Raw genomic sequence first — 25,348 nt, 5'->3', positions numbered from 1 at the left:
CGAATGCTATCATACCCAGGCAGCCTGAGAGCAAAATTACCGTTTATCCTAAATGCATGAAAATGCGGCGCGTACCGTGACTTCAGCGGCGCTTTTCGCCATCATCGCCGTCAGTCAGGCGCTAACAGCAGGAAAGTATGATGATTTCACGTTCAGTTCGTCTTATCTCCCCCTCCGGTTACTGTCACAATCAGCCTGCGGCGCTGCAGGGCATTGCACGACTGCGCGCGGCCGGCCATCAGGTAGAGAACGAGCAGGTGATCACCCGCCGTTTTCAGCGCTTCGCCGGTACGGACGCGGAGCGCCTGGCGGATATCAACCAGCTTGCCAGTCTCAGCACGCTGCCCGATGTGGTGCTGGCGGTGCGTGGCGGTTATGGTGCCAGCCGGTTACTGGAGTCCATCGACTACATCGGCCTGCAACGCCGTCTGCTGAATCAGCCGCTCGCGCTGTGCGGCCACAGCGACTTCACCGCGATTCAGCTGGCACTGCTGGCGCAGGTCGGCCTGATTACCTTCAGCGCACCGATGCTGGCCGGTAACTTCGGCGCCGCGACCTTATCTGAATTTACCCTTCACCACTTCTGGCAGGCACTGACTTCACCTACAGTAGAGGTGACATGGCAAAGCGAAACGCCTGATGAGGGCGAGTGGCAGGGTACGCTGTGGGGCGGGAATCTGGCGATGATCTGCTCACTAATTGGCACGCCGTGGATGCCGCAGTTTGAGAACGGCATTCTGGTGATTGAGGATGTGAATGAGCATCCGTTCCGCATTGAACGCATGCTGATTCAGCTGCAGCAGAGCGGTATTCTGGCGCGACAGCGGGCGATCGTTACCGGCAGCTTCACCAGTACAGCCCTGACAGAATATGACAACGGGTTTGACTTCAGCACCGTCTGGCAGCGACTGCGTGACACCACCGGTCTGCCGCTGATTTGTGGATTAGATTTTGGTCATGCCGCTGACACCGTAACACTGCCTTTGGGTGCCAGCGCACGATTAGCGGTCAGCCAGGGCCACGCCCGTTTGCAGGCGACCGGGCATCCCGTCCTGCGGGAATAGCGTTTGTTTCAGGAGATCGACATTGAAGCCGTTGTATGACGATTTGTGGATCTCAACCCCGGAATTTCCGGTGGAAGATGCCGTTAATGACCTGATGATGCATGGCTTTATGCTGCGTCACCCGCGTGGCAATCTGTTGATTGGCCGCGTAGAAAATCCGCTCGATCATGAAGTCATGGCCGATACCGGCGGCGTGATCCGCCACTACCTCACCCACTGGCATGAATCCGCGCCCGGTGCGGCACTGATCCAGCAGCGCTTCAGCAGCGCACTTTACTGCCATAGCCGATCGCTGGGCCCCATCAGCCGTTTTGCTGAGCCTGATGACACCTTTTCGCAGCAGGAGACGCACTTCGGGGATTTCCATCTGCTGCCAACGCCAGGACACACACCGGGCAGTTGCAGCTATCTCTACACCTCGCCGCTGGGGCTGACCTATCTGTTTGTTGGCGATACCGTGACACGTTCGCATGACCGCTGGATCACGGTGCTGGTGCCGGACAGTAATCCGGCTGAGCTGAGCCAGACGCTGGAGTTTTACCGCTCCCTGCGTCCCGACGTGGTGCTGATGAGTACCACGCGCGGGCATCTCTCCTGGAAAAAAGTTACGCTGCAGAGCTGGCTGGCCGCGATTGATGAAGCAGAACAGCATCCGCTGGATTTGCGTCAGCAACCGTTGTTCTGATTACAGGGCTTTCGTCAGATAGTGGCGCTGATGATGCCGTGGATAGTTATCCAGGCTGAAGCGCAGCGTATAGCCAAGCTTTTCATAAAACGGTCGCGCCTGAAAACTGGCGGTATCCACCTGGGCAAAGCGGCAGCCGCGATCCCGCGCCTCCTGCTCTGCCGCCTGCATCAGCTTGCTGCCCGCCCCCTGCCCGCGTAGCGCCTCACTCACCCACAGCATATCAATCCGCAGCCAGTTTCCGGCGGTTGATCCGGTCAGTCCGGCCAGCTTTCTGCCCTGGTCATCACGAATAAACACGCCGATCGATCTGATCTCATCAATATTAATATATTTGCTGTTGAACGCAGTCAGACCCAGCCTGACTTCATCCAGATCCTGCGTTGTGACCTTATCGGTAATCTCGGGTTGCATAGTGGCTCCGTGGGTTAAGTGTCGGAGTGCTGACGATCGTCGTAGCGCTCCAGGCTCAACGCATCAGCATCGCGTTTTTCACTGCGGCTGCAGGGCAGCAGTTTATCGCTGTCGCGGTAGACAAAAAAGGTCGCCTGGCTGCGCTGGTTCACAATCAGCTGATCGCCATTGCGAAAGCGGGTAATCGCCACCTTATCACCCGCCTCTAAACGGGTACGCTGCTGACCGGCGGCAATCTGGAAATGCCCCGGCGGCCACATTAACGTGGTTAAACCATATTCGGCACGCGAAACGGTCATGGTTGTCCGGCCGGGACAGTTAAGCTGAAATTCCGTCTCGCTCCAGGCGGGTGCGATGTGACAGGCGAGCAGGCCCAGGGCAATTAATGCTGCCTTCATGCTGTTTCTCCGCTGATTTTATTGAGATTTTTTAGCTTAACACATCACAGGACGGAGAAGGGACGCGGGGCAACCCGCAGCAAGACCATTGAAAGATAGAATCGGCGTGCGAAGTAATCTGAAAGTTGAGAAAAAATAAAGTAATCCGGCCAGCGTAACAGGCTGCAACACTGACCGGATATGATTATTCGGCTGCTACCTCGGCGGCCACTAACATCAGTGCCAGCCCGGCATTCTCGCTATCGTAAGCCTGCATTGCTGCACGTATATCCGCTGAACAAGCGATCACCTGTTGCTTCTTATCGGCTTCTAACTGGTCAATCGCATGGCGAATAATCATTAGACTTGCTTCTTCTTCGTTCATCATTTATCCCTGGATTTGCCTAAGTGGTGCGCAAAGGAGCCAAGAATAACGTTTATTGATAAGCAAAGTCACCCTTTTACATTCCTGTTGCTTAACGATTAAACAAATCACAAACAGGAAGCGCAGCGTAAACTGCTATGATTAAGTAATCAGTGACGCAGCAGGATAGACTCTGCGCCACGAAACTCCCAGGGATTGAAGCAGGTAGAAAATCATGATGCGTCTCAGCATTTTTATCCTCATCGCGATGGTGACTGGATGTTCATCTGGCCCGAAAGGGGTGGAATGTCCGGGTGAGGTCTCGACAATTTATGGTCAGTCGATGGGGCATACCCAGGGCGTGATTTTTGATCTGGTTAATAGCTTCACCGTGACCCGGGATAAGGTCAGCGTTAAGAGTGGCCCGCTGCAGTCGCTGGATCGCTTTAAATATGTTCCCTCCGCCGTCACGCCTGAGGGCTATTACGCGCAGCGCCTGTCAGATAAGCAGTTCCGCCTGATCAACCCTTACCAGGACACCCAAATCACCTGGACCTGTCCATAAGGGATGAATCCTGCTGCCAGATGGTTTATTGTCAGGAAACGTCAAGCAGCAGGTCTCCCCGATGGAAAAGCGTCTGGATAACAACGGTTATATCGACTTCCCCTTCCCCGCTACCCGCGATGCGGATGGCTCCGTGAATCCCTGTGGCTTTGATCTGACGCTGGAAACTGGTCGCCTTGAGGAGATCGCGGTGCTGAACCATTCAGTGAATCTGCGGCGGCTGGTCGAGGAGATCAATCTGCAGGAGGGGCTGTTTATGACCCTGGCCTGCGACTGGCAGCAGCAGGCAGATGCGGTCTGTGGCTTTATCGATGTGGCTTTTCGTCCCGACCTGCCGCAACACGGCTTTGAGGAGGCGCTGCAGCTGGAAGCGAACTTTTATCGCTACCTGACCGGGCAGGAGCAGCAACATCAGATGCCCGCGGAGACGCTGGTCAATTATGCCCGCTCGGTACTCGACTGGAGCTGGTCGCCGCTGCGCCAGCGTCAGCGCGATTATGAAAAGATCACTATTCAGTTCTATTGCCCGCAGGCGGATGACGCCGAATGGTGTTTTGATCATCTGCGTCACTTCCTGGTGAGCGTCTATCCGGCCTGCGTCGCCGCCCGTTCACTCTGATCCTCATTGCACCCGGAGTCGCTATGCGTTCTGCTGCGCTGTCTGCTGTCACGCTGTTCTGCTCACTGTTTTTTGCCACTGCTGCCCAGGCCGATCGCTGCCAGCAAATTCGCGCCGGTCTGGATATCGGTTCCGGCACCACCAAAATTGCGGTAGCCCGTGTCAATGTCTGCCAGCTGCGCATCGAAAAGATGCTGTATCAGGATCAGCGCGCCGTGGCCTGGAACGAGGCCTTAGCGCATTCAACAGATAATCAGCTCAGCCCGGCGATGACTCATGAAGGTGCCGCTGCCCTGCAGCAGCTTTTAACGCAGGCACGGCGCTTTCATCCACAGCGCATCAGCGGCGTTGCCACCGCGGTGTTCCGTAACGCCAGCAACGGACAGGCGGTCATCAATCAGTTGCAGCGCCAGACCGGTGCGCAAATCAGCATCATCTCGCAGCAGCAGGAAGCGAAACTCGGTTTCCTCTCCGCTAAAGCCGCGCTTAACGATCCGGCAATCCGTGATGAGCAGCTGCTGGTCTGGGATATTGGTGGGGGATCGATGCAGATGACTGCCTGGCGACAGCAGGCGGGTCAGCCGGTTGCAGATATCTATCACGGCAAACTGGCCTCGGTGACGCTGAAAAACTTTATTCTGAGGGTGCTTAAGAACAGCCCGGAGGCCAACTCCCCTAATCCGATTGGCTCCTGGCGGCAGTCGGTACTGCGCTTTGTGCAATTTTATGCCGCTAATGAGGTCAGCCCGCAGATTAAACAGGATCTGGCGAGCCGTCGGGTCATTGGCATCGGCGGCGTCCATGGTTTTTCAATCCGCAATCAGTTACCGGGCAAACCCCATCGTTACAGCCTGACGGAATTAAGTCAGCTGTCGCAGCAGCAGGTCTGGAAAGGCGACAGTGAACTCCCGGGCGACTACCGGGCCACTGATGTCAGCAATCTCTTACTGGTTGAAGGTTATATGCAGGCGTTGAAAATTAATGAGGTTACGATTGTTGAGGCCAGTCTGATTCAGGGCGTGCTGCTGCAGTAGCGCAGCGTTTCCGCACTATGCTAAACCTCAGGCTTAATCAGCCGGATAGCATGATCCAGCATCCGCTGCTCATCCCGTTCACTGTGGGCCCGCTGCTGACGTATACGTTTAAGCAGGTCGTAGATTTCGCCACGGCGGGTGTCATGGCCGCGCTCCGACAGCACAATGACCGCATCGCCAATGACCCGGCAGACTTCGTCATAGTCGTCATCATTCAGTGCATCACGTTTCATTGCTTATCCTCCGGCTGTAGCTTTGGCTATGGCTGTGGCAGCGCCTGAGTGCGCCTCTCTTTCCAAAGGCTAGACAGTAAATCCCTTACCCGCAAACGCAGCGCCATTAACAGCCAGAAATGATTTTTTAGCCCATTTTCCTCCGCTGGAGGAGCAGAATTCACTATCTTTGCTACGCTTTGAGGGTCTCACTCAAAACCAAGGAGCAATAAATGTCAGGAAAAATCGAAGATAAAGTAAAAGAAGCCGCTGGCGCAGTTCAGGAACAATGGGGTGCAGCAACCGGTTCATCTGAGCATCAGGCTAAAGGCGCAGCACGCCGTTACACCAACCAGGCAAGCTATGCTGCCCGCGATGCTGCTGACTGTATCAAGGATCAGGTTCAATCCAATCCTGTTGCAGGTCTGGCCGTTGCTGCAGGCGTTGGCGTATTTATCGGCTTCCTGCTGGGCCGCAAGTAATCGCGCTGAACGTCAACAGAACGGGAGCCACTGGCTTCCGTTTTTTTTTGCCTGGACTCTCTCCGCCGGCTGAGAAACATCTGAAAGATAAGCCTTTTCAGGCCAGAATGCGGTAAGTATCTATGCTTAGTCTGGTTTCGTCTCTTTCTGACAACATCAAGGTGACCTTATGAAAACAATTCCTGCCCTGCTGCTGGTTGCAGCGACCTTAACCTCTCTGGCGGGCTGCTCGCAGAAGAGCGACGCAATTAAAGATGATGGCCGCCCTCATGCACCAAGCGGTCAGTCGTCACCGGGCGGTACGCTGGGTTCAGGCCCGGTGGGTCAGCCACAGTCGTAATACCCTGCCCCGGCACACGTGCCGGGGTTTGTTTTATCGCATGTTTTTTAATAGATAGAAGTCATAGAATAATTCCGCTAATAATTAACCTGCTATTAGTTATGGCCGGAATCAGAATATTTTCCATACTTTCCTTTTTATAAGAATCATCCCATCTCTTTTTAATAATCTCTTACTTCTTTTACACAATTCTGTATATATACCCAGAATAAACAACATTAAAATTGTGGAAACAATTTAAACGAAATTTCTACGGCAGCGAAAAAATAAACCTTAATAATGAACTTTAGTCGCAGAAATATTCTCTAATAACTCACAACACCTTTTGTTAAATATTATTGATACGTTTAAGAGAATTCAGACGTGAAGAAAAAAAAGATTTATCTGATAGACCGACTTTTAACGCTCTATTCTCGATTTTCCAGCAGAACAAAACCACAGGCCTTGCACGACCTGGCCCCACAAACAGTGGTGATATACTCCACCACGGCACTGGGCGATTTTCTGATGAATACGCCGGCTATCTTGAGCCTGAAAAATCGCTTTCCCGCCAGCAAATTTATTCTGGTTTCCAGCAAGAAAAATAAGGATCTCGTCAGCCGTTATAACTGGTTTGATAAGATCTATATCTGGGATAACAAACTGGCGAATTTCCTGCCGCTTTTTTTCAAACTGCGCCTTCAGAAACCTGACCTGTCAGTAATATTACACGCCCATTTCCCCTACGATATTATGAGCTCGGTACTGACCGGCAGTAAGGTGATTGTGCGCGATCATTACGGCCGCGAGTCGCCTCTGCTAAATAAATATCTCGATCACTATTCAGGCTATTTTGATGACCATACCATCAAGCGTAAGCTGAAACTGATTGAAGTCCTTGGCGCAGAGACAGAGCAGACCCGGATGCACCTTCCGGCACTGAACAACAGTCCGACTGCAAAGGCTGACCATCGCCGTATCGGTTTTCAGTTAGGGGCATCAAAAGATATTCGCCGCTGGCCGCTGGCCTCCTTCAGCCAGCTGGCGACAGCCTTGCTTGAACGCTGGCCTGACACGGAAATTATCGTTACCGGCACCGCCGCTGAGCAGCCTCTTGAGCAGGAATTTATTGAAAGCCTGCCCCTGCACTACCGTAAGTGTGTGACCCCGATGGCGGGTAAAACGAATCTCAGCGGCCTGATTAGCCTGATTCGCACGCTGGATGTGCTGGTTACCGGGGACACCGGTCCACTGCACATCGCCGTGGCCGCGCAAACGCCGACGGTCAGCCTGTTCTCCACCGCCAATCCGCGTTATACCGGTCCCTGCCAGGACAGCGATCGGCATATCATTATTCACCGCCCGGATAAAACCGCCTCACAGCATCCGATGGCAACGATCAAGGCCGATGAGGTCGGGCAGGCCGTGGCGAAACTGGTGGGGTAATGAACGACCTTTCTCAATCCATCATTGCGCTGATTGAGCACCACAATCAGCCAACCGCACTGGGCTGGTTCCGGAAAGTGGATCGGGCGGGATTTCATCTGCAGCAGTTACCGCTGAGTGAGGTGGATTTTGCCATTCTGATGAGTGATTTTTTTATCACTTTCGGCGTCTGTTCAGAACAGTATGATGACGCCCGCTATTTTCCGGAGCCGCGCCGACGGCGCTTTGCAGTGGCAAACTGGTTTACTGCGGGCACAGCACAGCCTTATCGTCCACTGACGGTCGCCATGCTATGTGAAGCGGCCAGACTGGGACGCTGGCCTGAAGAGGCTTACTGAGTAATGGTATGGGCGAAGGCGTCATAGACCTCGCTGCTGCTCAGCGCATTGACCTCACGTGACGCCGGTTGCAGCACCTGATAGTTAACCTGCCACGGATGCCAGCACGCCGGATCGCTGTCGCCAAACAGCGCGACGACCGGCAATCCCAGCGCCGCACCAATGTGCATTGCCCCGCCATCACTGCTCACCAGCCCCTGACACAACGACATTGCTGCAATTAACTGCGGCAGGCTGGTGGTTGCCACCGCCTTGATCGGCAGATGCGGGCAGAGCGCCATAATTTCCCGCGCTTTTTCATCATCTCCCGGATGACGCGGATTATCACGGCTGCCGGGTGACCAGAGCAGCATTATCTGGCAGGGATGACGCGCCGCGATTTTTTCAGCCAGCCCGGCAAACCGCGCGGCTTCCCACTGCTGGCTCGGCTTGCGGGCGCTGATTTGCAATGCATAGACCGGAACAGCGGGATCAATTGCACAGCTGTCACGCAGGCTGGCCGCGATTGCCGCATTCGGTAGCAGCGTCAGTTTGCCTGGCGCTGTGGCGCTGAGATTGAAAGGCCGCCCCAGGCTAAACAGGGTTTCACTGATATGACACGGCGACTGGCTGGGTGGCGGCAACAGATCGGTAATCAGCGGATGGGGATGACCCAGGGCGATCACTCTGGCAGGACGCACTGTTTTAACCCACTTCAGGCCATGCTGATCCCAGCGGCTTTTTGCCAGAATCACCACATCGTAACGCTGTTTTTTCAGCGTCAGCATCAGCTTCAGTCGCTGTAAGAGACAGGCCAGTCGTCCCTGCCCTGCCTCACGGTGATGCAGTTTGGTGTAATAGAAGAGCTGCCGGATATCGGGATTATGCTGCAACACTGGCGCAGCGTAATTGTTAGTCAGCACGTCGACCTGATGCTGCCCCGACTGCGCCAGCGCACTGATCAGCGGCGTGGTCAGTAAGGTGTCGCCAATATTATCCCGACAAATAATTAAAAACCGCATGTCTGACATCCTCTGCGCAAAGGCTACGCCGTTCTGGCTGAATAAAAGTAAGACTCGCCCGGTTAACGTTCTGAAAACGGTAACGTAACGGTATAGTCAGCAAATTAGTCAGCGCAGTGTCAGATTGGTTCCATAGTTGCGATATTGTTAAAATATGAGGCCAGCACGACAGGCCAGAGACAGGCCTGAATTATTAACCGGATTATTATTTTTACGGCGTCGGCCCTGCCGGGCCAGCGTATAGAAAGGAAAAGGCCGCCCATGGCGGCCTGAGGTCTTTGGCTTGATGACCGGGATCGGTCAGTCGGCGCGGGTTGTCAGCAGGCTGATAGCCAGCGTCATCACGGGTTCCGGGTTGATTCCGGTAAACATTTGATGAATTTTTTCAGAAATGGCTTCGCCAGTCACAGGCTTATTTTCAGCCACGATTTCCATCACCGCCTGTCCAAATAGCAGGCGACATGCCGCAATAGCATCACTTACCGCTTCATCATCCATAATGCTCTCCCTCTGTATCGGCAGAAGCGTACACGTCTGGGGCAACCGGATCATGCGTAACTCTATTTTTTTGTGGTACAGGTTACAAAAATGAATCAGCTGTAAGGATCAAATAACGTGGCCCGACACATTTAATGCCGTGCGCTTAACTGGTACTGAAAGAGATTAACAGAGGGTCGTTTAACAAATCAGGCGTGACAGGGTGGATGACAGATATGCGTTCACTCACTCTTTTACCGTGGCATCAGACAATTCAATTTGCAGAGAGAGTAAAATGCCAGTCAGCGGGAAATGATTTAGCAGCACTCTCACGGAGTAAATGTCTTAAACAGCACGATGCGAAAGCAATAAGCGCTTAGATGAGTAATCGCTATAACGATGATCGCGGCAAAGCCTGGATTGTGGTTGCTGCGTGAAGGTGATTTTATGAAGAGTTTTGGGGAAAGAAAGCGTGAAATAAAAAGCCAACACGATTTTTACATCCGTGTTGGCTATATGTTACGGAAAGCCGATTACATATTTTCGATGATCGCGTCACCAAACTCTGAACATTTCAGCAGTTTAGCGCCATCCATCAGGCGTTCGAAATCGTAAGTCACGGTCTTGTTAGCGATAGCGCCTTCAACACCTTTAACAATCAGGTCAGCCGCTTCGAACCACTCCATGTGACGCAGCATCATTTCTGCGGACAGAATAATTGAACCTGGGTTCACTTTATCCTGACCTGCATACTTAGGTGCTGTACCGTGGGTCGCTTCGAACAGCGCACACTCGTCACCGATGTTGGCGCCTGGTGCGATACCAATACCGCCAACCTGCGCTGCCAGAGCGTCAGAGATGTAGTCACCGTTCAGGTTCATACAGGCGATAACGTCATACTCAGCCGGACGCAGCAGGATCTGTTGCAGGAACGCATCAGCAATCACATCTTTAACGATGATCTCTTTGCCGGTGTTCGGGTTTTTGAACTTCATCCACGGGCCGCCGTCGATCAGTTCGCCGCCGAACTCTTCTTTCACTAACTGGTATCCCCAGTCTTTGAAAGAACCTTCGGTGAACTTCATGATGTTGCCTTTGTGAACCAGGGTCAGTGAATCACGATCGTTAGTGATGGTGTATTCCACTGCCGCGCGCACCAGACGTTTGGTGCCCGCTTCTGAACACGGTTTAACGCCGATACCGCACTGCTCAGGGAAGCGAATTTTCTTCACGCCCATCTCTTCGCGCAGGAACTTGATCACTTTGTCCGCTTCGGCAGAGCCCGCTTTCCACTCGATACCGGCATAGATATCTTCGGAGTTTTCACGGAAGATCACCATGTCGGTCTCTTCAGGACGTTTAACCGGGCTTGGCGTGCCTTTGTAGTAACGTACCGGACGCAGGCAGACGTAGAGGTCAAGTTCCTGACGCAGGGCCACGTTCAGTGAACGAATACCGCCGCCGACCGGGGTGGTCAGTGGGCCTTTAATGGCCACGCGATATTCTTTGATTAAGTCGAGAGTTTCCTGTGGCAGCCAGACATCCTGGCCGTAGAGTTCAACTGACTTCTCACCGGTGTAAATCTCCATCCAGGAGATCTTACGCTCGCCGTTGTAGGCTTTCTTCACCGCCGCATCGACGACTTTCAGCATTACCGGGGAAACATCAACACCGATACCGTCACCCTCAATGTAAGGAATGACCGGATTGTTTGGCACTGTGAGCTTGCCCTGATTCAGGGTGATTTTCTGACCTTCCGCCGGAACAACTACTTTGCTTTCCATTAACCTCTCCTGGGCGTTTGTTAATGATTTGTAAGATGCGCGTCAATACTACTTGAATATTTCCGCCACGCCAATCACCGCAATTTCACGTTATAATGCGCCGAATGTTTCTGACTGCAAAGCCCATGCGAAAAACTTCTCAACGAATTCACCAGGATAAACGATTCAGCCGCCCGACGCGTGATGCGCGGCGTTCCCCTGCCCGCCCTGCGGCTCCGCGCCGCGTGATTCTGTTTAACAAACCGTTCGACGTGTTACCGCAGTTCACCGATGAAGCGGGCCGCCGAACACTGAAGGATTTTGTCAGCGTCGCAGAGGTTTATGCCGCAGGTCGCCTCGATCGCGACAGCGAAGGATTGATGGTGCTGACCAACGACGGCGCGCTGCAGGCTGCGCTGACTCAGCCCGGCAAACGCACAGGTAAGATCTATTATGTGCAGGTGGAAGGCGAGCCACAGGAGACGGATCTGCAGCCTTTGCGGGATGGGGTTAATCTGAAAGATGGGTTGACGCTGCCCGCTGGGGTAGAAAAAGTGGCTGAGCCTGAGTGGCTCTGGCCACGTCAGCCACCTATACGCGAACGTAAAAACATCCCGACGCAGTGGCTGAAAATCACGCTGTATGAAGGCCGTAATCGTCAGGTTCGCCGGATGACCGCCCACATTGGCTTTCCCACTTTGCGACTGATCCGGTACGCGATGGGGAGTTATTCGCTCGACGATCTGGCTCCGGGCGCGTGGCGTGAACTCAGCGAAAGTGCGCTCTGAAAACCGGTTTTTTATAACCTCAGGTTAACAATTGCGGAGAAGTGATGTTTAAACCTCATGTTACTGTCGCCTGTCTGGTTCAGGCAGAAGGTGAATTACTGGTGGTGGAAGAGACGATCAACGGTCGCCCCACCTGGAACCAGCCCGCCGGGCATCTTGAAGCGGATGAAACTCTGCTGGAAGCCGCAGAGCGCGAACTCTATGAAGAGACCGGCATCGCCACGCCGATGCACTATTTCATCGCGATAAACCAGTGGATCGCGCCCGACAGTACGCCTTTTGTGCGTTTTCTGTTTGGCGTGGATCTGGCGGAAAAAGCGCCAACCCAGCCGCAGGACAGCGACATCGATTGCTGCTGGTGGTTGCCGCCAGCGCAGATTCTCACTGCCTCTAACCTGCGTTCGCCGCTGGTCGCGGAAAGCGTACGCCTGTGGCAACAGGGCACGCGCTACCCGCTACATCTGGTCAGCCCATTCCGGTGGCCGTTTCACGAGGGTGCGCGCCTGCCTTCTGCATGATAGAATGCGCCGCCTGTTTTTTTATCGTAATGCGAGCGTGTCATGTCTGACAACAGCCAGAAAAAAGTGATCGTCGGTATGTCCGGCGGCGTCGATTCTTCCGTTTCCGCCTGGTTACTGCAACAGCAGGGTTACCAGGTTGAAGGCCTGTTCATGAAGAACTGGGAGGAGGACGATGGCGAGGAGTATTGTACCGCCGCGGACGATCTGGCGGATGCGCAAGCGGTGTGCGACAAGCTGGGTATGAAGCTGCACAAAGTTAACTTTGCCGCTGAATACTGGGATAACGTCTTTGAGCATTTCCTCGAAGAGTACAAAGCGGGCCGCACGCCCAACCCCGATATCCTCTGCAACAAAGAGATCAAATTCAAAGCGTTCCTGGAGTTCGCGGCTGAGGATCTCGGCGCAGATTTTATCGCCACCGGTCACTACGTGCGTCGTCAGGACGTGGCTGGCCAGAGCCAGCTGCTACGCGGTCTGGATGGCAACAAAGATCAGAGCTACTTCCTCTATACCCTGAGCCACCAGCAGATCGCCCAAAGTCTGTTCCCGGTTGGCGAGCTGGAAAAACCGGAAGTGCGCCGCATTGCCGAACAGCTCGACCTTATCACCGCGAAGAAGAAAGACTCGACCGGCATCTGCTTTATCGGTGAGCGCAAATTCCGCGACTTCCTGGCGCGCTATCTCCCGGCTCAGCCTGGCGAAATAGAAACCACCGAAGGCCAGATCGTCGGTGAACATCAGGGGCTGATGTACCATACTCTGGGACAGCGTAAAGGCCTGGGTATTGGCGGCCTGAAAGAGAGCAAAGATGATCCCTGGTATGTGGTCGACAAAGATGTGGCGCGTAACCGCCTGATTGTCGCCCAGGGCGGCGATCATCCGCGTCTGATGTCCGTCGGCCTGATTGCGCAGCAGCTGCACTGGGTTGATCGCCAGCCGATTACCGCCCCGCTTCGCTGCACCGTGAAAACCCGCTATCGTCAGACCGATATTCCCTGTGAGATTATCCCACACGGCGACGATCGGATTGAGGTGCGTTTCGACGAGCCGGTTGCAGCGGTGACGCCGGGTCAGTCTGCGGTGTTTTACCTTGGTGAGGTCTGCCTCGGTGGCGGTATTATCGAACAGCGTCTGCCGTTAGTGGCGGAGTAAGCGGGCTCAGCCCGCATTGATGACGCGTAAACAGGAGTAACCGTGGCGAAAAATTATCAGGAAATTACGCTGGCGCTGGCGGGCATCTGTCAGTCGGCCCATCTGGTGCAGCAGCTGGCTCAGCAGGGTCACTGCCAGCCGGAGGCGCTGACCGTATCGCTGCGCAGCGTGCTGGACCTTAATCCTGGCTCAACGCTGGCGGTGTTTGGCAACAATGAAGCCAACCTGCGCCTCGGACTTGAAACGCTGATGGCGGTGCTGAACAGCAGCAGTCGTCAGGGTGCAGGTGCAGAGCTGACGCGTTACACCCTGAGCATGATGGTGCTGGAGCGCAAGCTCAGCGCCAGTAAAACGGCCATGGCGACGCTGGCCCAGCGCATCACTCAGCTGGATCGCCAGCTGGCGCATTATGAACTGGAGTCAGACACCATTCTCAGCGCGATGGCTGCCATCTATGTGGATGTGATCAGCCCGCTTGGCCCGCGTATTCAGGTCACCGGTTCGCCTGCGGTACTGCAGAATACGCAGGTACAGAGTAAAGTGCGCGCCACCCTGTTAGCCGGTATCCGTGCTGCCGTATTGTGGCAGCAGGTCGGTGGTGGCCGACTGCAACTGATGTTCTCGCGTCAGCGTTTGCTGCGTGAAGCGAAAACCCTCTTATCCCGGCTGCCACTGACTTACTAAGTCGGTGCGGCAAAACACTGCTAAATGATTCAGGAGTTGCACTGATGGAATTATCCTCTCTGACCGCCGTCTCACCTGTCGATGGTCGTTACGGCGATAAAGTCAGCCCGCTGCGTGCGATTTTCAGCGAATTCGGTTTGCTGAAATTCCGCGTTGAGGTTGAAGTTCGCTGGTTACAAAAACTGGCCGCGACCGCAGAGATCAAGGAAGTTCCTGCATTTGATGCCGACGCAAACGCTTTCCTTGATGCGATTGTCGCCGGTTTTTCCGAAGAAGATGCCGCGCGCATCAAAACCATTGAGCGCACCACCAACCACGACGTCAAAGCGGTTGAGTATTTCCTGAAAGAGAAAGTTGCCGACGTCCCTGCCCTGCATGCTGTTTCTGAATTTATCCACTTCGCCTGTACTTCTGAAGATATCAACAACCTGTCGCACGCCCTGATGCTGGAAACAGCCCGTCGTGACGTGATCCTGCCTTACTGGCAGCAGCTGATTACCGCTGTGAAAGATCTTGCCAGCGAATATCGTGACATTCCGCTGCTCTCCCGCACCCACGGCCAGCCGGCTACACCGTCGACGATGGGTAAAGAGATGGCGAACGTCGCTTACCGTCTGGAGCGTCAGTTACGTCAGCTGAAACAGATTGAGGTGCTGGGCAAAATCAACGGCGCTGTAGGGAATTACAACGCCCACATTGCCGCCTATCCCGAAGTGGACTGGCATGCGCTGAGCGAGAACTTCGTCACCTCGCTGGGGATCACCTGGAACCCATACACCACGCAGATTGAGCCGCACGACTATATTGCCGAAATGTTTGACTGCATCGCCCGCTTTAACACCATCCTGATCGATTTCGATCGCGATATCTGGGGTTATGTGGCGCTGAACCATTTCAAACAGAAGACCATTGCGGGCGAGATTGGCTCGTCGACCATGCCGCACAAAGTGAACCCGATCGACTTCGAAAACTCCGAAGGCAATCTGGGCCTGGCGAACGCGGTAATGCAGCATCTGGCCAGCAAACTGCCGGTCTCACGCTGGCAGCGCGATCTGACCGACTCCACCGTGCTGCGTAACCTCGGTGTGGGCGTCGGTTATGCGCTGATCGCCTATCAGGCGACGCTGAAAGGCATCTCGAAACTGGAAGTGAACCGCGATCGTCTGCTGGATGAACTGGATCACAACTGGGAAGTGCTGGCAGAACCGATCCAGACGGTAATGCGTCGTTACGGCATTGAGAAGCCTTATGAGAAGCTGAAGGAGCTGACGCGCGGTAAACGCGTCGATGCCGCCGGCATGCAGGCCTTTATCGACAGCCTGGCGCTGCCGGAAGAGGAAAAAGTCCGTCTGAAGCAGATGACGCCTGCAAACTATATTGGTCGCGCTATCCAGATGGTTGACGATCTGAAATAATGCCCGCCGCAGACCGGCCCAGTCCGGTCTGCGTTAACATCTTGTTTAATACATTTCGCGTATACTTTCTGCAGGTTGACTCAAACAGAGTGTAAGGAATTTCTATGCGTGTTCTGGTTGTTGAAGACAATGCCCTGCTGCGCCATCATCTCGCCGTCCAGTTACGTGACATGGGCCATCAGGTCGATGCCGCCGAAGACGCCAAAGAAGCTGACTATTTTCTTCGGGAACATCTGCCCGATATCGCGCTGGTGGATCTCGGCCTGCCGGATGAAGATGGTATGTCTCTGATTCGCCGCTGGCGCAGCGATGCCGTGCGCCAGCCGATTCTGGTGCTGACCGCCCGTGAAGGCTGGCAGGCCAAAGTTGAGGCGCTGGAAGCCGGTGCGGATGACTACGTCACCAAACCGTTTCACATTGAAGAAGTCGCGGCACGCCTGCAGGCGCTGATGCGTCGTAACAGCGGACATGCCTCGCAAATCATCGATATGGCCCCGTTTCAGGTTGATCTCTCCCGCCGTGAACTGACGGTCAATGAACAGCCGGTGAAGCTCACGGCCTTTGAGTACACCATTGTTGAAACGCTGATCCGTAACGCGGGCAAAGTGGTAAGCAAAGACTCGCTGATGCTGCAGCTCTATCCTGACGCTGAACTGCGTGAAAGCCACACCATCGACGTTCTTATGGGACGTCTGCGCAAAAAAATTCTGGCGTTGCATCCTACTGACGTGATCGCCACCGTGCGTGGCCAGGGCTACCGCTTTGATCTCTGACCATGTCCTGGTTTAATCGTTATCGCCCTATTTCGCTGCGCGCCCGCTTTCTGCTGGCCTCCGCAGCGATAGTCCTCTTCCTCTCACTCTCCTACGGCATGGTGGCGGTGATTGGCTATGTGGTCAGTTTCGATAAAAACACCTACCGCGTGATGCGCGGCGAGAGCAACCTGTTCTTTACGCTGGCGCAATGGCATGACAACAAACTCACCATCGCCCAGCCGGAACGGATGACGCTCAACTTCCCGACGCTGGTATTTATTTACGATGAGCACGGCAAACTGTTGTGGCAGCAACGCGACGTGCCAGAGATCCGCAAGAAGATCCGCCGTGAATGGCTGCTGAAGCCTGACTTCTACGAGATTGATACCAGTAACCGTACCAGCATGGTGGCAATGGGCAATAACCTGAATGCTCAGCAACGACTCAACGACTGGGACAATGACAGCAACGATACCTTTACCCACTCGGTCGCCGTTAACCGTTACGATGCCACCACGAATCTGCCCGCGCTCACCATTGTGGTGGTCGACTCTATCCCGCAGGAGTTGCAGCATTCTGATGTGGTCTGGTCGTGGTTCAGCTATGTGCTGGCAGCCAACCTGATACTGATCATTCCGTTGCTGTGGCTGGCGGCGCACTGGAGTCTGCGGCCGATTGGCGCGCTGACGCAGCAGGTGCGCGAACTGGAGACCAGCCAGCGCGAAAATCTGGCGGATAATCCGCCGCAGGAACTGCGCAGTCTGGTGCGTAACCTCAATCTGTTGCTGACCAATGAGCGACAACGCTATACCCGCTATCGCACCACGCTTTCAGACCTGACCCACAGTCTGAAAACGCCGCTGGCCGTGTTGCAGAGCACCCTGCGCTCGCTGCGCAACGGCAAGGAACTGACGGTGGAACAGGCTGAGCCGGTGATGCTGGAGCAGATTAGTCGAATCTCGCAGCAGGTCGGTTATTATCTGCATCGCGCCAGTATGCAGGCCGATCACAATCCGCTGCAGCGCGATCTGCATTCCGTTTCCGGTCTGCTCGACAAGCTCTGCTCGGCCCTGAATAAAGTCTATCAGCGTAAAGGCGTGGCGATTTCGCTGGATATCTCACCGGAGCTGACCTTTGTTGGCGACCAGAATGACTTTATGGAAGTGCTGGGCAACGTGCTCGATAACGCCTGCAAGTATTGCCTGGAATTTATCGAAATCAGTGCTTTTCAGAGCGAAAATGCACTCCATCTCTATATTGACGATGATGGTCCGGGCATTCCCGAGAGTAAGCGCGATTTAGTGTTTGTCCGGGGTCAGCGCGCCGATACTCTGCGTCCCGGTCAGGGACTGGGTCTGGCGGTGGTGCGCGATATTCTTGAGCAATATGAGGGCAACGTCATCGCCTCCGGTAGCGCACTCGGCGGAACACGCATGGAAGTGGTCTTTCAGCGCCAGGAAGTCGAACATCGCCGCGAGTAGAAAACCCTCAGGGCTGTTATACTTGCTGGCATTTACAGCCCTAAGCGGAACCCTTTTATGGACTATCAGCTCGATATTAACTGGCCCGATTTTATTCAGCGTTACTGGCAGAAACGCCCGGTAGTGCTGAAGCGTGGTTTTAAAAACTTTGTCGATCCTCTTTCACCGGATGAACTGGCCGGTCTGGCGATGGAAAACGAGGTGGATAGCCGCCTGGTCAGCCATCAGGATGGCAAATGGCAGGTCAGCCACGGCCCGTTCGAGAGCTATGATCATCTGGGTGAAAACAACTGGTCGCTGCTGGTACAGGCGGTCAATCACTGGCATGAAGCCTCTGCCGCACTGATGCGCCCTTTCCGTTTCCTGCCTGACTGGCGTGTTGATGACCTGATGGTGTCGTTTGCCGTGCCTGGCGGCGGCGTCGGTCCCCATTTTGATCAGTATGATGTCTTTATTATTCAGGGTGCCGGTCGCCGTCGCTGGCGCGTCGGTGAAAAGGTGCCGCTGAAGCAGCACTGTCCGCATCCGGATCTGCTACAGGTTGAGCCATTCGACGCCATCATCGATGAAGAGATGGAGCCGGGTGATATTCTCTATATTCCGCCGGGGTTCCCGCATGAAGGCTACTCGCTGGAAAACGCCCTGAACTACTCCGTGGGTTTCCGTGCCCCCAGCGGACGCGAGTTAATCAGCGGCTTTGCAGATTACGCGCTGGCTAATGAGCTGGGCAGCCTGCGCTTCAGCGATCCGGATGTCCCTGCACGTGATTGCCCGTCGCAGATTCTGCCGCAGGAGATTGAAGGCGTACGTCAGTTGATGCTGGATGTGGTCAATCAGCCGGAGCAGTTCGCTCAATGGTTCGGCGAATTTATTTCCCAGTCACGTCACGAACTCGATGTCGCACCACCGGAACCGCCTTACCAGCCTGATGAAATTTATGATGCGCTGCAACAGGGCGATACCCTGAGCCGGTTAGGTGGCCTGCGTGTCCTGACGATTGGCGATGCGGTCTATGTCAACGGTGAGCGGGTTGAGTGTTCACATCCCGATGTGATGGCGGTACTGGCGCGCCACTATCGCATCACACTGGACGATCTGGGCGATGCGCTGGATGACCCGTCGGTACTGGCGCAGATCGCTGATCTGGTCAATGCTGGTTACTGGTACTTCGGCGACGAATAATCTGAGCTGATAATGAATCAGGCTCTCTTGCCGCCGTGGCAGAGAGCCTTTTTTGTGTCTGCGGGTTTAATTCTTCTTCTGCGCCGCCAGCTCTGACAGCCGCACAATCACTTCCACCGATTTCGCCATGATATTCAGCGAAGCAAACTCATGCTTGCCGTGATAGTTATAGCCACCGGTAAAGATGTTCGGGCAAGGCAGCCCTTTCCACGACAGCGCCGATCCATCCGTACCGCCGCGAATCGGTTTCACTACCGGCTCAATGCCGCAGTCACGCATCGCCTGTAAAGCCAGTTCGATGATGTGCGGGAACGGCTCAACCTTTTCACGCATGTTGCGATAGCTGTTGGTGATCTCGACGGTGACCGAACAGTCCGGGTGCAGGGTTTTGTTGATCTCTGCGGCAATCTGCAGCAGCGTCTGTTTACGCTGTTCAAAACTCTCCGTGTCGAAGTCACGAATGATATAGAGCATCTCGGCGTGTTCAACGCTGCCTTTGATCTGATGCAGATGATAGAAGCCCTGATAGCCGTCAGTATATTGCGGTTTTTCGCTGGCCGGGACCGCGGCATGAAACTGGTTTGCCAGATCCAGCGCATTGACCATCACCCCTTTGGCGGAGCCAGGGTGCACGTTGTTACCGACGATTTTGACGGTGGCCGAAGCAGCGTTGAAGTTCTCATACTCGAACTCCCCTAAATCACTGCCATCAATGGTGTAGGCCCAGTCAGCGGCAAAGCCTTCCACATCAAAGTGAGAAGTGCCGCGACCAATCTCTTCATCGGGCGTAAAGGCAACACGGATCGCACCGTGCGGCGTATCGCTCGCAGCCAGTTGCGCCATCGCCGTCATAATCTCGGCGATACCTGCTTTATCATCCGCGCCCAGCAGGGTTTTGCCATCGGTAGTAATCAGCGTATGCCCAATCAGCTTGTGCAGCACCGGGAACATCACCGGCGAGAGAATTTCGTTGCCGTTACCCAGCGCAATGTCCCCGCCGCGATAATTTTCAATGATCTGCGGATTCACATGTTTCGCCGTAAAGTCTGGCGAGGTATCCATGTGAGAGATGAAACCGATGACTGGCGTCGGCCAGTCAACATTGGCGGGCAGCGTGCCCATGACGCAACAGTGATCGCTTAAGGAGACATCGACAAAACCCAGTGCCAGCAACTCCTCCTGTAACTGACGCGCCAGCGTCCACTGCCCTTCACTGCTGGGCACCTGGCGCGCCTGCGGCTTAGCCTGTGTCTCAACGGCCACATAACTTAAAAAGCGCTCAAGTAACTGTTCCATATCCCATCCTTTAAAAGTGCCATCCGGTATTATTAACAGACCAGCCGGTTACAACGTTGCGTAAAATCATTCGCAGACAGGTTAGCGCTGTCGATAACCTTTGGGAAAGCAATAAGCCCGAAAAAAACGGCTGATTACGAGATTGTTGCGGCAAACCTCGCAATGTTGATAAACACCGGGCGGCTGGAATCAGCATGACGGGCAAAAAACGGCGAGGCGGCCATAGCCGCCCCTGCTTACTTATAAAGCGCGCGCAGCAGCTTATGCACAAACTCCGGCACCACTTCGCTCGCCAGGCCGTAATGCCGCTCGGCAAATTCGTTGCCCACCTGGCTTGGCTCCAGGTTCAGCTCAACAGTATGCGCGCCCTGCAGTTTGGCTTCATGGACAAAACCCGCGGCCGGATAGACATGGCCTGAGGTGCCGATAGCGATAAAGTAATCGGCCTGTTCAAGCGCCTGATAAATCTGCTCCATGCCCAGCGGCATCTCACCGAACCACACTACGTGCGGCCGCAGCGCAGAGGGGAACTGGCAGCAGGTGCAGCGATCGTCCGGGGTAATATCACCGGTCCACTCAATGACCTGACCGCTGGTGACACAGCGCACTTTTAGCAGTTCACCGTGCATATGCAGCACCCGGCTGTTTCCGGCACGTTCATGCAGATTGTCGATGTTTTGCGTGACCAGCAAAAAGTTATCGCCTAATACCTGTTCCAGCTCCGCCAGCGCCAGATGGGCCGCGTTAGGCTGAATCTCTGCCTCCTGCAATTGCTGGCGGCGCGCATTGTAGAAGCGCTGCACCAGTGCAGGATCGCGCTGAAATCCTTCGGGCGTCGCAACATCTTCTACGTGGTGCTCTTCCCACAGGCCGTCAGCGGCTCGGAAGGTCCGGATGCCGGACTCCGCTGAGATGCCTGCGCCGGTCAGCACGACAACATGTGGCTGAGGATGGGCGGCCAGTTCGGCCTGACGATCGCGCTCAAATATGCGCTGGCGAAAGCGCTGATGCACTTTTCTCCGGGTTTTCTTCAGGCGGGCAAGTCGTATGCGGCGACGTGGTGTACGCATAAAATCTCCTGGCGTAGCAGCTGCGGCGAGCCGCTCTAAACAGATTCCGGGTTAACATCACCCGATAGTAACGGTTGCTGAGGGCAGCGCCCAACAGCAAAGGTCTTAAACAGATGCGGCGCGAAAGGATTCGCGCCGCATTTTTTCACTGACCGCTTAATACCCGAGCCGGGTCAATGCGGCTGGCGCGTCTGGCGGGATACCAGCTCGCCAGCAGGCTCAGCAGAATCGCGGTAATCAATACTGAGAACACATCAATCCAGTGCAGTTCCGACGGCAGGAAATCAATGAAGTAGATATCACCCGCCAGCAGATGATGACCGGTAACCGACTCCAGCCCGCGCACCAGTGAGGTCAGATTCAGCGCCACCAGCACGCCCGCGATCACGCCGCTGACGCTGCCCAGCAGGCCTGCCAGCAAACCGTACCAGATGAAGATGGCGCGGATCAGCCGGTCTTTGGCACCGAGGGTACGAAGCACCGCAATGTCACTGCTCTTATCCTTCACCGCCATCACCAGCGTTGAGACAATGTTAAAGCAGGCGACGCCAATCACCAGCACCATCGCCAGATACATGATGGCGCGGATCATCTGAATGTCGCGGTACATATAGCCGTAGGTGCCAATCCAGCTCTTGATGTAGACGTAGGAACGGGTCGCTTCACCGGCATCCCGCACCAGTTTGACCGCCTGGAACGGGTCGGTCATCTTCAGGGCGATGCCGGACACGCTGTCACCCATCTCCAGATAGTGCTGCGCATCGGCGAGAGGCACCAGCGCCAGGCTGTGATCGAGCATGCCGCTCAGTTGCAGAATACCGCTGACCTGAAGCCGGATACGTTTAGGCTGAAGCAGTTTGTTATCACCATCGTTGTTGGGGATCATGATGGTGATCCAGTCGCCCTGCTTCACGTTCAGCGATTTAGCAATGCCGCCGCCCAGAATGATCTGCTGCTTACCGGCGGCAAAAGAGGACCAGCCGTTATCTGCCACAAACTGTGGCAGGGCACTGAGACGCGGCTCCTGTGCCGGATCAACGCCCTTTACCTGCAGCGCTTCCAGCCGGGCGCCGCTCTCAATCAGGCCGGTGAAGTTCACATAAGGCGCTGCCGCCGCAATGCCGGGCACCTTTTCAATCGGGGCAATCATCGACTGCCAGTGCTGGAACGGCTGATTGACCGCCTCGATCTCGCCATGCGGCACCACCGCCAGAATGCGGTTGTTCAGCTCACGCTCAAAACCATTCATGGCGCTCAGACCGATAATCAGCACCGCCACGCCCAGCGCAATACCGATGGTGGAGATCACTGAAATCAGCGACACCATGCCGCCACGACGGCGGCCACGACTAAAGCGCAGGCCCAGCAACAGGGATAACGACGAACCCATTACACCGCTCCTGCCATGGTGAGCTGATCGCTTAACTGACCATCACGCATCTCCATCTGACGCGTCATGCGTTTTGCCAGCATCAGATCGTGGGTCACCACCAGAAACGCGGTGCCCTGACGCACGTTCAGTTCGCCCAGTAATTCAAAAATGGCGTCGGCGTTGCGTGCATCAAGGTTACCGGTTGGCTCATCCGCCATCACCAGCCGTGGGCGGTTAACCAGCGCTCGGGCAATCGCCACGCGCTGGCGTTCGCCGCCTGACAGTTCTGAAGGCCGGTGCGCGGCGCGATGGTCCAGCCCGACCGCGGCCAACATCTCACGGGCGCGATCCTGTGCTTCCGTTTTAGCGGTTTTGCCAATCAGCAGCGGCATCGCCACGTTCTCCAGCGCGCTGAAGTCCGGCAGCAGATGGTGGAACTGATAGATAAAGCCCAGCTCGCGGTTACGCAGCTCCGCTTTGGCCGACGAGGACATGGCATTCAGTGACTGGCCATCAAACACCACGTCGCCCGATGTCGGTGCATCCAGGCCGCCGAGCAGATGCAGCAGCGTACTTTTACCGGAACCGGAGCTGCCGACAATCGCAGTCAGTTCACCGGGCTGGAGGCTGAAAGCCACATTGCGCAGCACATCGGTCTGCACGCTGCCTTCCTGATAGCGTTTGCACAGGTCGCGGCACTGCAACAAAGGAGTGTTACTCATAACGTAAAGCCTCAGCAGGTTGAACGGCGGCAGCGCGCCACGAAGGATAGAGCGTAGACAACAGCGCCACAATCATGGCGCTGAGGGCGATGGTGACCACCTGCCACACATTAATATCAACCGGCAATGCGGCACCATCAAGGAACAGGCCAATCACCGGCATTAAGTTGTTGAGCTGGCTGGCCAGCAAGACACCGAGCAGCGTGCCGAGCAGCGTGCCGATAATACCGGCGCTGGCACCCTGCACCATAAACACCGCCACTATTTGCCGGCGCGTCAGGCCCTGGGTTTGCAGGATCGCCACTTCGCCCTGCTTCTCCATGATCAGCAGGCCTAACGAAGTGATGATGTTAAAGGCAGCCACGGCGATGATCAGGCTCAGCAGCAGGCCCATCATGTTCTTCTCCATACGCACCGCCTGGAAGAGATCGCCTTTACGCTCACGCCAGTCTTTCCAGACCAGGCCCGCAGGCAGTGTCTGCTGACTCAGACTGTCGACCGACAGCGGTTTATCCAGCCACAGTCGCCAGCCGGTAATATTACCGGCCGGATAGCGCATCACGCGCGACGCATCCTGAAGATTGACCAGAATCTGATAACCATCGACTTCGCTGTTAGCGGCATAGGTGCCCGCTACGGTAAACAGACGCTGACTTGGCACGCGTCCCATCGGGGTGAACTGGCTGACCGACGGCACCATCAGACGCAGCTGATCGCCACGTTTTACGCCAAGCTGGGATGCCAGCTGTTCGCCGAGGATGACATTATACTGCCCGGCCTGCAGCACGCTCTGCCGGGTATTGACCAGGAAAGGGGTAAGCGGATCTTTTTCAGCCGGCTCAATGCCCAGCATCACGCCAACGGAGACGCTGTGCGGGCTTTGCAGCACCACATTGGCGGTGGTCAGCGGCGCGATACGGCTGACACCCTGCAGATTCAGCGAAGTGGCGGGTTGCTGTTGTGGATTGAGACTGCCTTTGTCGCTGGTGATCAGCGCCTGAGGCATCAGGCCAAGAATATTGCCTTCGAGTTCACGCTCAAAACCGTTCATCACCGATAACACGGTGACCATCGCCAGCACGCCGAGCGTAATGCCAATCGTTGAGAGCCAGGAGACAAAGCGACCGAAGCGATCCGATGCTCGTCCGCGCATATAACGCAGACCGATAAATAGCGCGACAGGTTGATACATGGAATCCAGTAAGCCGTTGCCTGAAAATAGGTAGTGGGATGATAAAGGAGCGGCTGGCTTTATGAAACCTCTAACCCTCTGAGTCGGCAGCAAAGTTGCATCCGGATGCGTCACTTTGCGCGCCAAAGCAGCGGAATAGCCGATAAAGCCGCCGCTTATTGGCTGATTATTCAGCGCCCAGGGGGGTAGACTACAATCAGTACCATGATCACGGGTGATTTATTGCCGGGCAGTATGAGGTAGCGACCATGTTGAAATTTCCCAAAGGCAGCATCGTTAAACATAAATCCGGGGAGATCAGAGGCGAAATCATCAACGTCTTTGAGCAGGGAAACGCACCAGCCGGCTACTACGTAAAGTGGGACGACGGTAACCTCAGCTATCATCCTGAGCAGGAGTTATCCTGGGCGAATATCGACCGCCCACGCATGCATTACACACAGCAATCCATAAAATAAAATGCCCGCTTAACCCCGTCGCTGCATGGCGACGGCGGTTTTTTCTGATCCCTTGCCAGACTCCGTCTATCCTCTCTTTATCCGCACGATTACCGCTGAC

General features: G+C 55.2%; 30 protein-coding genes. 18 read left to right on the top strand and 12 right to left on the bottom strand.

All coding sequences use genetic code 11. The features are described from left to right. Positions 1-140: 140 nt before the first annotated feature. Both ldcA and AFL22_RS05490 read left to right on the top strand, forming a co-directional pair. Positions 141-1,064, top strand: coding sequence for a muramoyltetrapeptide carboxypeptidase (gene ldcA, locus AFL22_RS05495; protein ID WP_010669878.1), 924 nt, complete (start codon positions 141-143; stop codon positions 1,062-1,064). 22 nt (positions 1,065-1,086) lie between these two features. Continuing rightward, positions 1,087-1,749, top strand: a complete 663-nt coding sequence (locus AFL22_RS05490) for an MBL fold metallo-hydrolase (protein ID WP_010246210.1) — start codon at positions 1,087-1,089, stop codon at positions 1,747-1,749. Here the strand turns inward: AFL22_RS05490 and AFL22_RS05485 are convergent, their stop codons facing one another. From AFL22_RS05485 to AFL22_RS05475, 3 genes are all read right to left on the bottom strand, one after another. Beyond that, positions 1,750-2,163 (bottom strand): GNAT family N-acetyltransferase, encoded by a 414-nt coding sequence (locus AFL22_RS05485; RefSeq protein WP_010669877.1) that lies wholly within the window; start codon positions 2,161-2,163, stop codon positions 1,750-1,752. It abuts the gene before it with no gap. 14 nt (positions 2,164-2,177) lie between these two features. Further along, positions 2,178-2,561 (bottom strand): hypothetical protein, encoded by a 384-nt coding sequence (locus AFL22_RS05480; protein ID WP_052270922.1) that lies wholly within the window; start codon positions 2,559-2,561, stop codon positions 2,178-2,180. Positions 2,562-2,745: 184 nt separating this feature from the next. Beyond that, positions 2,746-2,925 (bottom strand): hypothetical protein, encoded by a 180-nt coding sequence (locus tag AFL22_RS05475; protein WP_010246220.1) that lies wholly within the window; start codon positions 2,923-2,925, stop codon positions 2,746-2,748. 214 nt (positions 2,926-3,139) lie between these two features. Here AFL22_RS05475 and AFL22_RS05470 point away from each other — a divergent pair, with 214 nt between their 5' ends. The 3 genes from AFL22_RS05470 (at position 3,140) to AFL22_RS05460 (ending at position 5,122) form a co-directional block, all read left to right on the top strand. Then, on the top strand, positions 3,140-3,469 hold the full coding sequence (locus tag AFL22_RS05470) for a hypothetical protein (RefSeq protein WP_010246223.1): 330 nt from the start codon (positions 3,140-3,142) through the stop codon (positions 3,467-3,469). Positions 3,470-3,530: 61 nt separating this feature from the next. Further along, complete coding sequence (locus AFL22_RS05465; protein WP_052270921.1) at positions 3,531-4,088, top strand: hypothetical protein; 558 nt, start codon at positions 3,531-3,533, stop codon at positions 4,086-4,088. Between the two features lie 23 nt (positions 4,089-4,111). Further along, positions 4,112-5,122 (top strand): phosphatase, encoded by a 1,011-nt coding sequence (locus tag AFL22_RS05460; protein ID WP_052270920.1) that lies wholly within the window; start codon positions 4,112-4,114, stop codon positions 5,120-5,122. Positions 5,123-5,142: 20 nt separating this feature from the next. On the opposite strand, the gene AFL22_RS05455 is transcribed toward AFL22_RS05460, so the two are convergent. After that, positions 5,143-5,355 carry a DUF2767 family protein gene (locus AFL22_RS05455; RefSeq protein WP_010246232.1) on the bottom strand — a complete coding sequence of 71 codons (213 nt, stop codon included), beginning with the start codon at positions 5,353-5,355 and terminating at the stop codon, positions 5,143-5,145. Positions 5,356-5,567: 212 nt separating this feature from the next. On the opposite strand from AFL22_RS05455, the gene AFL22_RS05450 reads away from it, so the two are divergent. From AFL22_RS05450 to AFL22_RS05435, 4 genes are all read left to right on the top strand, one after another. Beyond that, positions 5,568-5,816: a DUF883 family protein gene (locus tag AFL22_RS05450; protein WP_010246235.1), complete on the top strand. Its 249-nt coding sequence runs from the start codon at positions 5,568-5,570 to the stop codon at positions 5,814-5,816. Positions 5,817-5,985: 169 nt separating this feature from the next. Then, on the top strand, positions 5,986-6,156 hold the full coding sequence (locus AFL22_RS24220; RefSeq protein ID WP_010246238.1) for a hypothetical protein: 171 nt from the start codon (positions 5,986-5,988) through the stop codon (positions 6,154-6,156). A gap of 363 nt (positions 6,157-6,519) precedes the next feature. Continuing rightward, positions 6,520-7,581 carry a glycosyltransferase family 9 protein gene (locus tag AFL22_RS05440; RefSeq protein ID WP_052270919.1) on the top strand — a complete coding sequence of 354 codons (1,062 nt, stop codon included), beginning with the start codon at positions 6,520-6,522 and terminating at the stop codon, positions 7,579-7,581. Further along, the gene (locus AFL22_RS05435; protein WP_010669873.1) at positions 7,581-7,919 is read left to right on the top strand and encodes a DUF1493 family protein; all 339 of its coding nucleotides are present in this window, start codon (positions 7,581-7,583) and stop codon (positions 7,917-7,919) included. Before AFL22_RS05440 ends, AFL22_RS05435 begins: the two co-directional genes overlap by 1 nt. Here AFL22_RS05435 and AFL22_RS05430 read toward each other — a convergent pair. The 3 genes from AFL22_RS05430 to icd form a co-directional block, all read right to left on the bottom strand. Next, positions 7,913-8,920: a glycosyltransferase family 9 protein gene (locus AFL22_RS05430; protein WP_052270918.1), complete on the bottom strand. Its 1,008-nt coding sequence runs from the start codon at positions 8,918-8,920 to the stop codon at positions 7,913-7,915. The two genes, AFL22_RS05435 and AFL22_RS05430, sit on opposite strands and share 7 nt — an antisense overlap. 300 nt (positions 8,921-9,220) lie before the next feature. Beyond that, positions 9,221-9,418, bottom strand: coding sequence for a hypothetical protein (locus AFL22_RS05425; RefSeq protein WP_010246253.1), 198 nt, complete (start codon positions 9,416-9,418; stop codon positions 9,221-9,223). A gap of 512 nt (positions 9,419-9,930) precedes the next feature. After that, positions 9,931-11,181 carry an NADP-dependent isocitrate dehydrogenase gene (icd, locus tag AFL22_RS05420; protein WP_010246256.1) on the bottom strand — a complete coding sequence of 417 codons (1,251 nt, stop codon included), beginning with the start codon at positions 11,179-11,181 and terminating at the stop codon, positions 9,931-9,933. A gap of 104 nt (positions 11,182-11,285) precedes the next feature. Here icd and rluE point away from each other — a divergent pair, with 104 nt between their 5' ends. From rluE to AFL22_RS05380, 8 genes are all read left to right on the top strand, one after another. After that, positions 11,286-11,948 carry a 23S rRNA pseudouridine(2457) synthase RluE gene (rluE, locus tag AFL22_RS05415; RefSeq protein WP_031293006.1) on the top strand — a complete coding sequence of 221 codons (663 nt, stop codon included), beginning with the start codon at positions 11,286-11,288 and terminating at the stop codon, positions 11,946-11,948. A gap of 44 nt (positions 11,949-11,992) precedes the next feature. Beyond that, on the top strand, positions 11,993-12,466 hold the full coding sequence (locus tag AFL22_RS05410; RefSeq protein ID WP_010246262.1) for an NUDIX hydrolase: 474 nt from the start codon (positions 11,993-11,995) through the stop codon (positions 12,464-12,466). 42 nt (positions 12,467-12,508) lie between these two features. Beyond that, complete coding sequence (mnmA, locus tag AFL22_RS05405) at positions 12,509-13,621, top strand: tRNA 2-thiouridine(34) synthase MnmA (protein WP_010669869.1); 1,113 nt, start codon at positions 12,509-12,511, stop codon at positions 13,619-13,621. 42 nt (positions 13,622-13,663) lie between these two features. Next, positions 13,664-14,305 carry a high frequency lysogenization protein HflD gene (gene hflD / locus AFL22_RS05400; protein WP_010246266.1) on the top strand — a complete coding sequence of 214 codons (642 nt, stop codon included), beginning with the start codon at positions 13,664-13,666 and terminating at the stop codon, positions 14,303-14,305. 44 nt (positions 14,306-14,349) lie between these two features. Next, positions 14,350-15,720, top strand: a complete 1,371-nt coding sequence (gene purB / locus AFL22_RS05395; protein ID WP_010246268.1) for an adenylosuccinate lyase — start codon at positions 14,350-14,352, stop codon at positions 15,718-15,720. A 104-nt stretch (positions 15,721-15,824) separates the two neighbouring features. After that, on the top strand, positions 15,825-16,493 hold the full coding sequence (gene phoP, locus AFL22_RS05390) for a two-component system response regulator PhoP (RefSeq protein WP_010246270.1): 669 nt from the start codon (positions 15,825-15,827) through the stop codon (positions 16,491-16,493). A 2-nt stretch (positions 16,494-16,495) separates the two neighbouring features. After that, a complete protein-coding gene (phoQ, locus tag AFL22_RS05385; RefSeq protein ID WP_010246272.1) occupies positions 16,496-17,956 on the top strand; it encodes a two-component system sensor histidine kinase PhoQ in 1,461 nt (486 codons plus the stop codon). Between the two features lie 57 nt (positions 17,957-18,013). Beyond that, positions 18,014-19,138 carry a cupin domain-containing protein gene (locus tag AFL22_RS05380; protein WP_010246274.1) on the top strand — a complete coding sequence of 375 codons (1,125 nt, stop codon included), beginning with the start codon at positions 18,014-18,016 and terminating at the stop codon, positions 19,136-19,138. 66 nt (positions 19,139-19,204) lie between these two features. Here the strand turns inward: AFL22_RS05380 and pepT are convergent, their stop codons facing one another. The 5 genes from pepT to lolC all read right to left on the bottom strand — a co-directional run bounded on the left by pepT (position 19,205) and on the right by lolC (position 24,790). Then, positions 19,205-20,434, bottom strand: coding sequence for a peptidase T (pepT, locus tag AFL22_RS05375; protein ID WP_052270917.1), 1,230 nt, complete (start codon positions 20,432-20,434; stop codon positions 19,205-19,207). A 236-nt stretch (positions 20,435-20,670) separates the two neighbouring features. Then, a complete protein-coding gene (gene cobB, locus AFL22_RS05370; protein ID WP_010246278.1) occupies positions 20,671-21,504 on the bottom strand; it encodes a Sir2 family NAD+-dependent deacetylase in 834 nt (277 codons plus the stop codon). A 145-nt stretch (positions 21,505-21,649) separates the two neighbouring features. Beyond that, the gene (gene lolE, locus AFL22_RS05365) at positions 21,650-22,894 is read right to left on the bottom strand and encodes a lipoprotein-releasing ABC transporter permease subunit LolE (protein WP_022625849.1); all 1,245 of its coding nucleotides are present in this window, start codon (positions 22,892-22,894) and stop codon (positions 21,650-21,652) included. Next, complete coding sequence (lolD, locus tag AFL22_RS05360; RefSeq protein WP_010246282.1) at positions 22,894-23,598, bottom strand: lipoprotein-releasing ABC transporter ATP-binding protein LolD; 705 nt, start codon at positions 23,596-23,598, stop codon at positions 22,894-22,896. Before lolD ends, lolE begins: the two co-directional genes overlap by 1 nt. After that, positions 23,591-24,790 (bottom strand): lipoprotein-releasing ABC transporter permease subunit LolC, encoded by a 1,200-nt coding sequence (gene lolC / locus AFL22_RS05355; RefSeq protein WP_010246284.1) that lies wholly within the window; start codon positions 24,788-24,790, stop codon positions 23,591-23,593. The genes lolD and lolC overlap by 8 nt, the downstream gene beginning before the upstream one ends. Positions 24,791-25,038: 248 nt before the next feature. Between lolC and AFL22_RS05350 the strand changes: the two genes are divergently transcribed. Further along, complete coding sequence (locus tag AFL22_RS05350; RefSeq protein ID WP_003849845.1) at positions 25,039-25,248, top strand: hypothetical protein; 210 nt, start codon at positions 25,039-25,041, stop codon at positions 25,246-25,248. Positions 25,249-25,348 lie beyond the last annotated feature (100 nt).

This window comes from Pantoea sp. CFSAN033090, from assembly GCF_001264395.1.
Taxonomy (GTDB): domain Bacteria; phylum Pseudomonadota; class Gammaproteobacteria; order Enterobacterales; family Enterobacteriaceae; genus Pantoea; species Pantoea agglomerans.
Note: the sequence above shows the minus strand (reverse complement) of the source record. Positions and strands in the feature narration are given on the sequence as shown.

Bases quoted from the DNA above. Each gene is read 5' to 3' on its own strand.
- purB (WP_010246268.1), top strand. From the start codon at position 14,350: ATGGAATTATCCTCTCTGACCGCCGTCTCACCTGTCGATGGTCGTTAC.
- AFL22_RS05380 (WP_010246274.1), top strand. From the start codon at position 18,014: ATGGACTATCAGCTCGATATTAACTGGCCCGATTTTATTCAGCGTTAC.
- lolE (WP_022625849.1), bottom strand. From the start codon at position 22,894: ATGGGTTCGTCGTTATCCCTGTTGCTGGGCCTGCGCTTTAGTCGTGGC.
- AFL22_RS05350 (WP_003849845.1), top strand. From the start codon at position 25,039: ATGTTGAAATTTCCCAAAGGCAGCATCGTTAAACATAAATCCGGGGAG.
- AFL22_RS05410 (WP_010246262.1), top strand. From the start codon at position 11,993: ATGTTTAAACCTCATGTTACTGTCGCCTGTCTGGTTCAGGCAGAAGGT.
- lolC (WP_010246284.1), bottom strand. From the start codon at position 24,790: ATGTATCAACCTGTCGCGCTATTTATCGGTCTGCGTTATATGCGCGGA.
- AFL22_RS05435 (WP_010669873.1), top strand. From the start codon at position 7,581: ATGAACGACCTTTCTCAATCCATCATTGCGCTGATTGAGCACCACAAT.
- cobB (WP_010246278.1), bottom strand. From the start codon at position 21,504: ATGCGTACACCACGTCGCCGCATACGACTTGCCCGCCTGAAGAAAACC.
- mnmA (WP_010669869.1), top strand. From the start codon at position 12,509: ATGTCTGACAACAGCCAGAAAAAAGTGATCGTCGGTATGTCCGGCGGC.
- AFL22_RS05460 (WP_052270920.1), top strand. From the start codon at position 4,112: ATGCGTTCTGCTGCGCTGTCTGCTGTCACGCTGTTCTGCTCACTGTTT.
- AFL22_RS05480 (WP_052270922.1), bottom strand. From the start codon at position 2,561: ATGAAGGCAGCATTAATTGCCCTGGGCCTGCTCGCCTGTCACATCGCA.
- phoP (WP_010246270.1), top strand. From the start codon at position 15,825: ATGCGTGTTCTGGTTGTTGAAGACAATGCCCTGCTGCGCCATCATCTC.
- AFL22_RS24220 (WP_010246238.1), top strand. From the start codon at position 5,986: ATGAAAACAATTCCTGCCCTGCTGCTGGTTGCAGCGACCTTAACCTCT.
- AFL22_RS05450 (WP_010246235.1), top strand. From the start codon at position 5,568: ATGTCAGGAAAAATCGAAGATAAAGTAAAAGAAGCCGCTGGCGCAGTT.
- icd (WP_010246256.1), bottom strand. From the start codon at position 11,181: ATGGAAAGCAAAGTAGTTGTTCCGGCGGAAGGTCAGAAAATCACCCTG.
- AFL22_RS05455 (WP_010246232.1), bottom strand. From the start codon at position 5,355: ATGAAACGTGATGCACTGAATGATGACGACTATGACGAAGTCTGCCGG.
- AFL22_RS05465 (WP_052270921.1), top strand. From the start codon at position 3,531: ATGGAAAAGCGTCTGGATAACAACGGTTATATCGACTTCCCCTTCCCC.
- lolD (WP_010246282.1), bottom strand. From the start codon at position 23,598: ATGAGTAACACTCCTTTGTTGCAGTGCCGCGACCTGTGCAAACGCTAT.
- pepT (WP_052270917.1), bottom strand. From the start codon at position 20,434: ATGGAACAGTTACTTGAGCGCTTTTTAAGTTATGTGGCCGTTGAGACA.
- AFL22_RS05485 (WP_010669877.1), bottom strand. From the start codon at position 2,163: ATGCAACCCGAGATTACCGATAAGGTCACAACGCAGGATCTGGATGAA.
- phoQ (WP_010246272.1), top strand. From the start codon at position 16,496: ATGTCCTGGTTTAATCGTTATCGCCCTATTTCGCTGCGCGCCCGCTTT.
- rluE (WP_031293006.1), top strand. From the start codon at position 11,286: ATGTTTCTGACTGCAAAGCCCATGCGAAAAACTTCTCAACGAATTCAC.
- AFL22_RS05425 (WP_010246253.1), bottom strand. From the start codon at position 9,418: ATGGATGATGAAGCGGTAAGTGATGCTATTGCGGCATGTCGCCTGCTA.
- ldcA (WP_010669878.1), top strand. From the start codon at position 141: ATGATTTCACGTTCAGTTCGTCTTATCTCCCCCTCCGGTTACTGTCAC.
- AFL22_RS05470 (WP_010246223.1), top strand. From the start codon at position 3,140: ATGATGCGTCTCAGCATTTTTATCCTCATCGCGATGGTGACTGGATGT.
- AFL22_RS05475 (WP_010246220.1), bottom strand. From the start codon at position 2,925: ATGAACGAAGAAGAAGCAAGTCTAATGATTATTCGCCATGCGATTGAC.
- AFL22_RS05430 (WP_052270918.1), bottom strand. From the start codon at position 8,920: ATGCGGTTTTTAATTATTTGTCGGGATAATATTGGCGACACCTTACTG.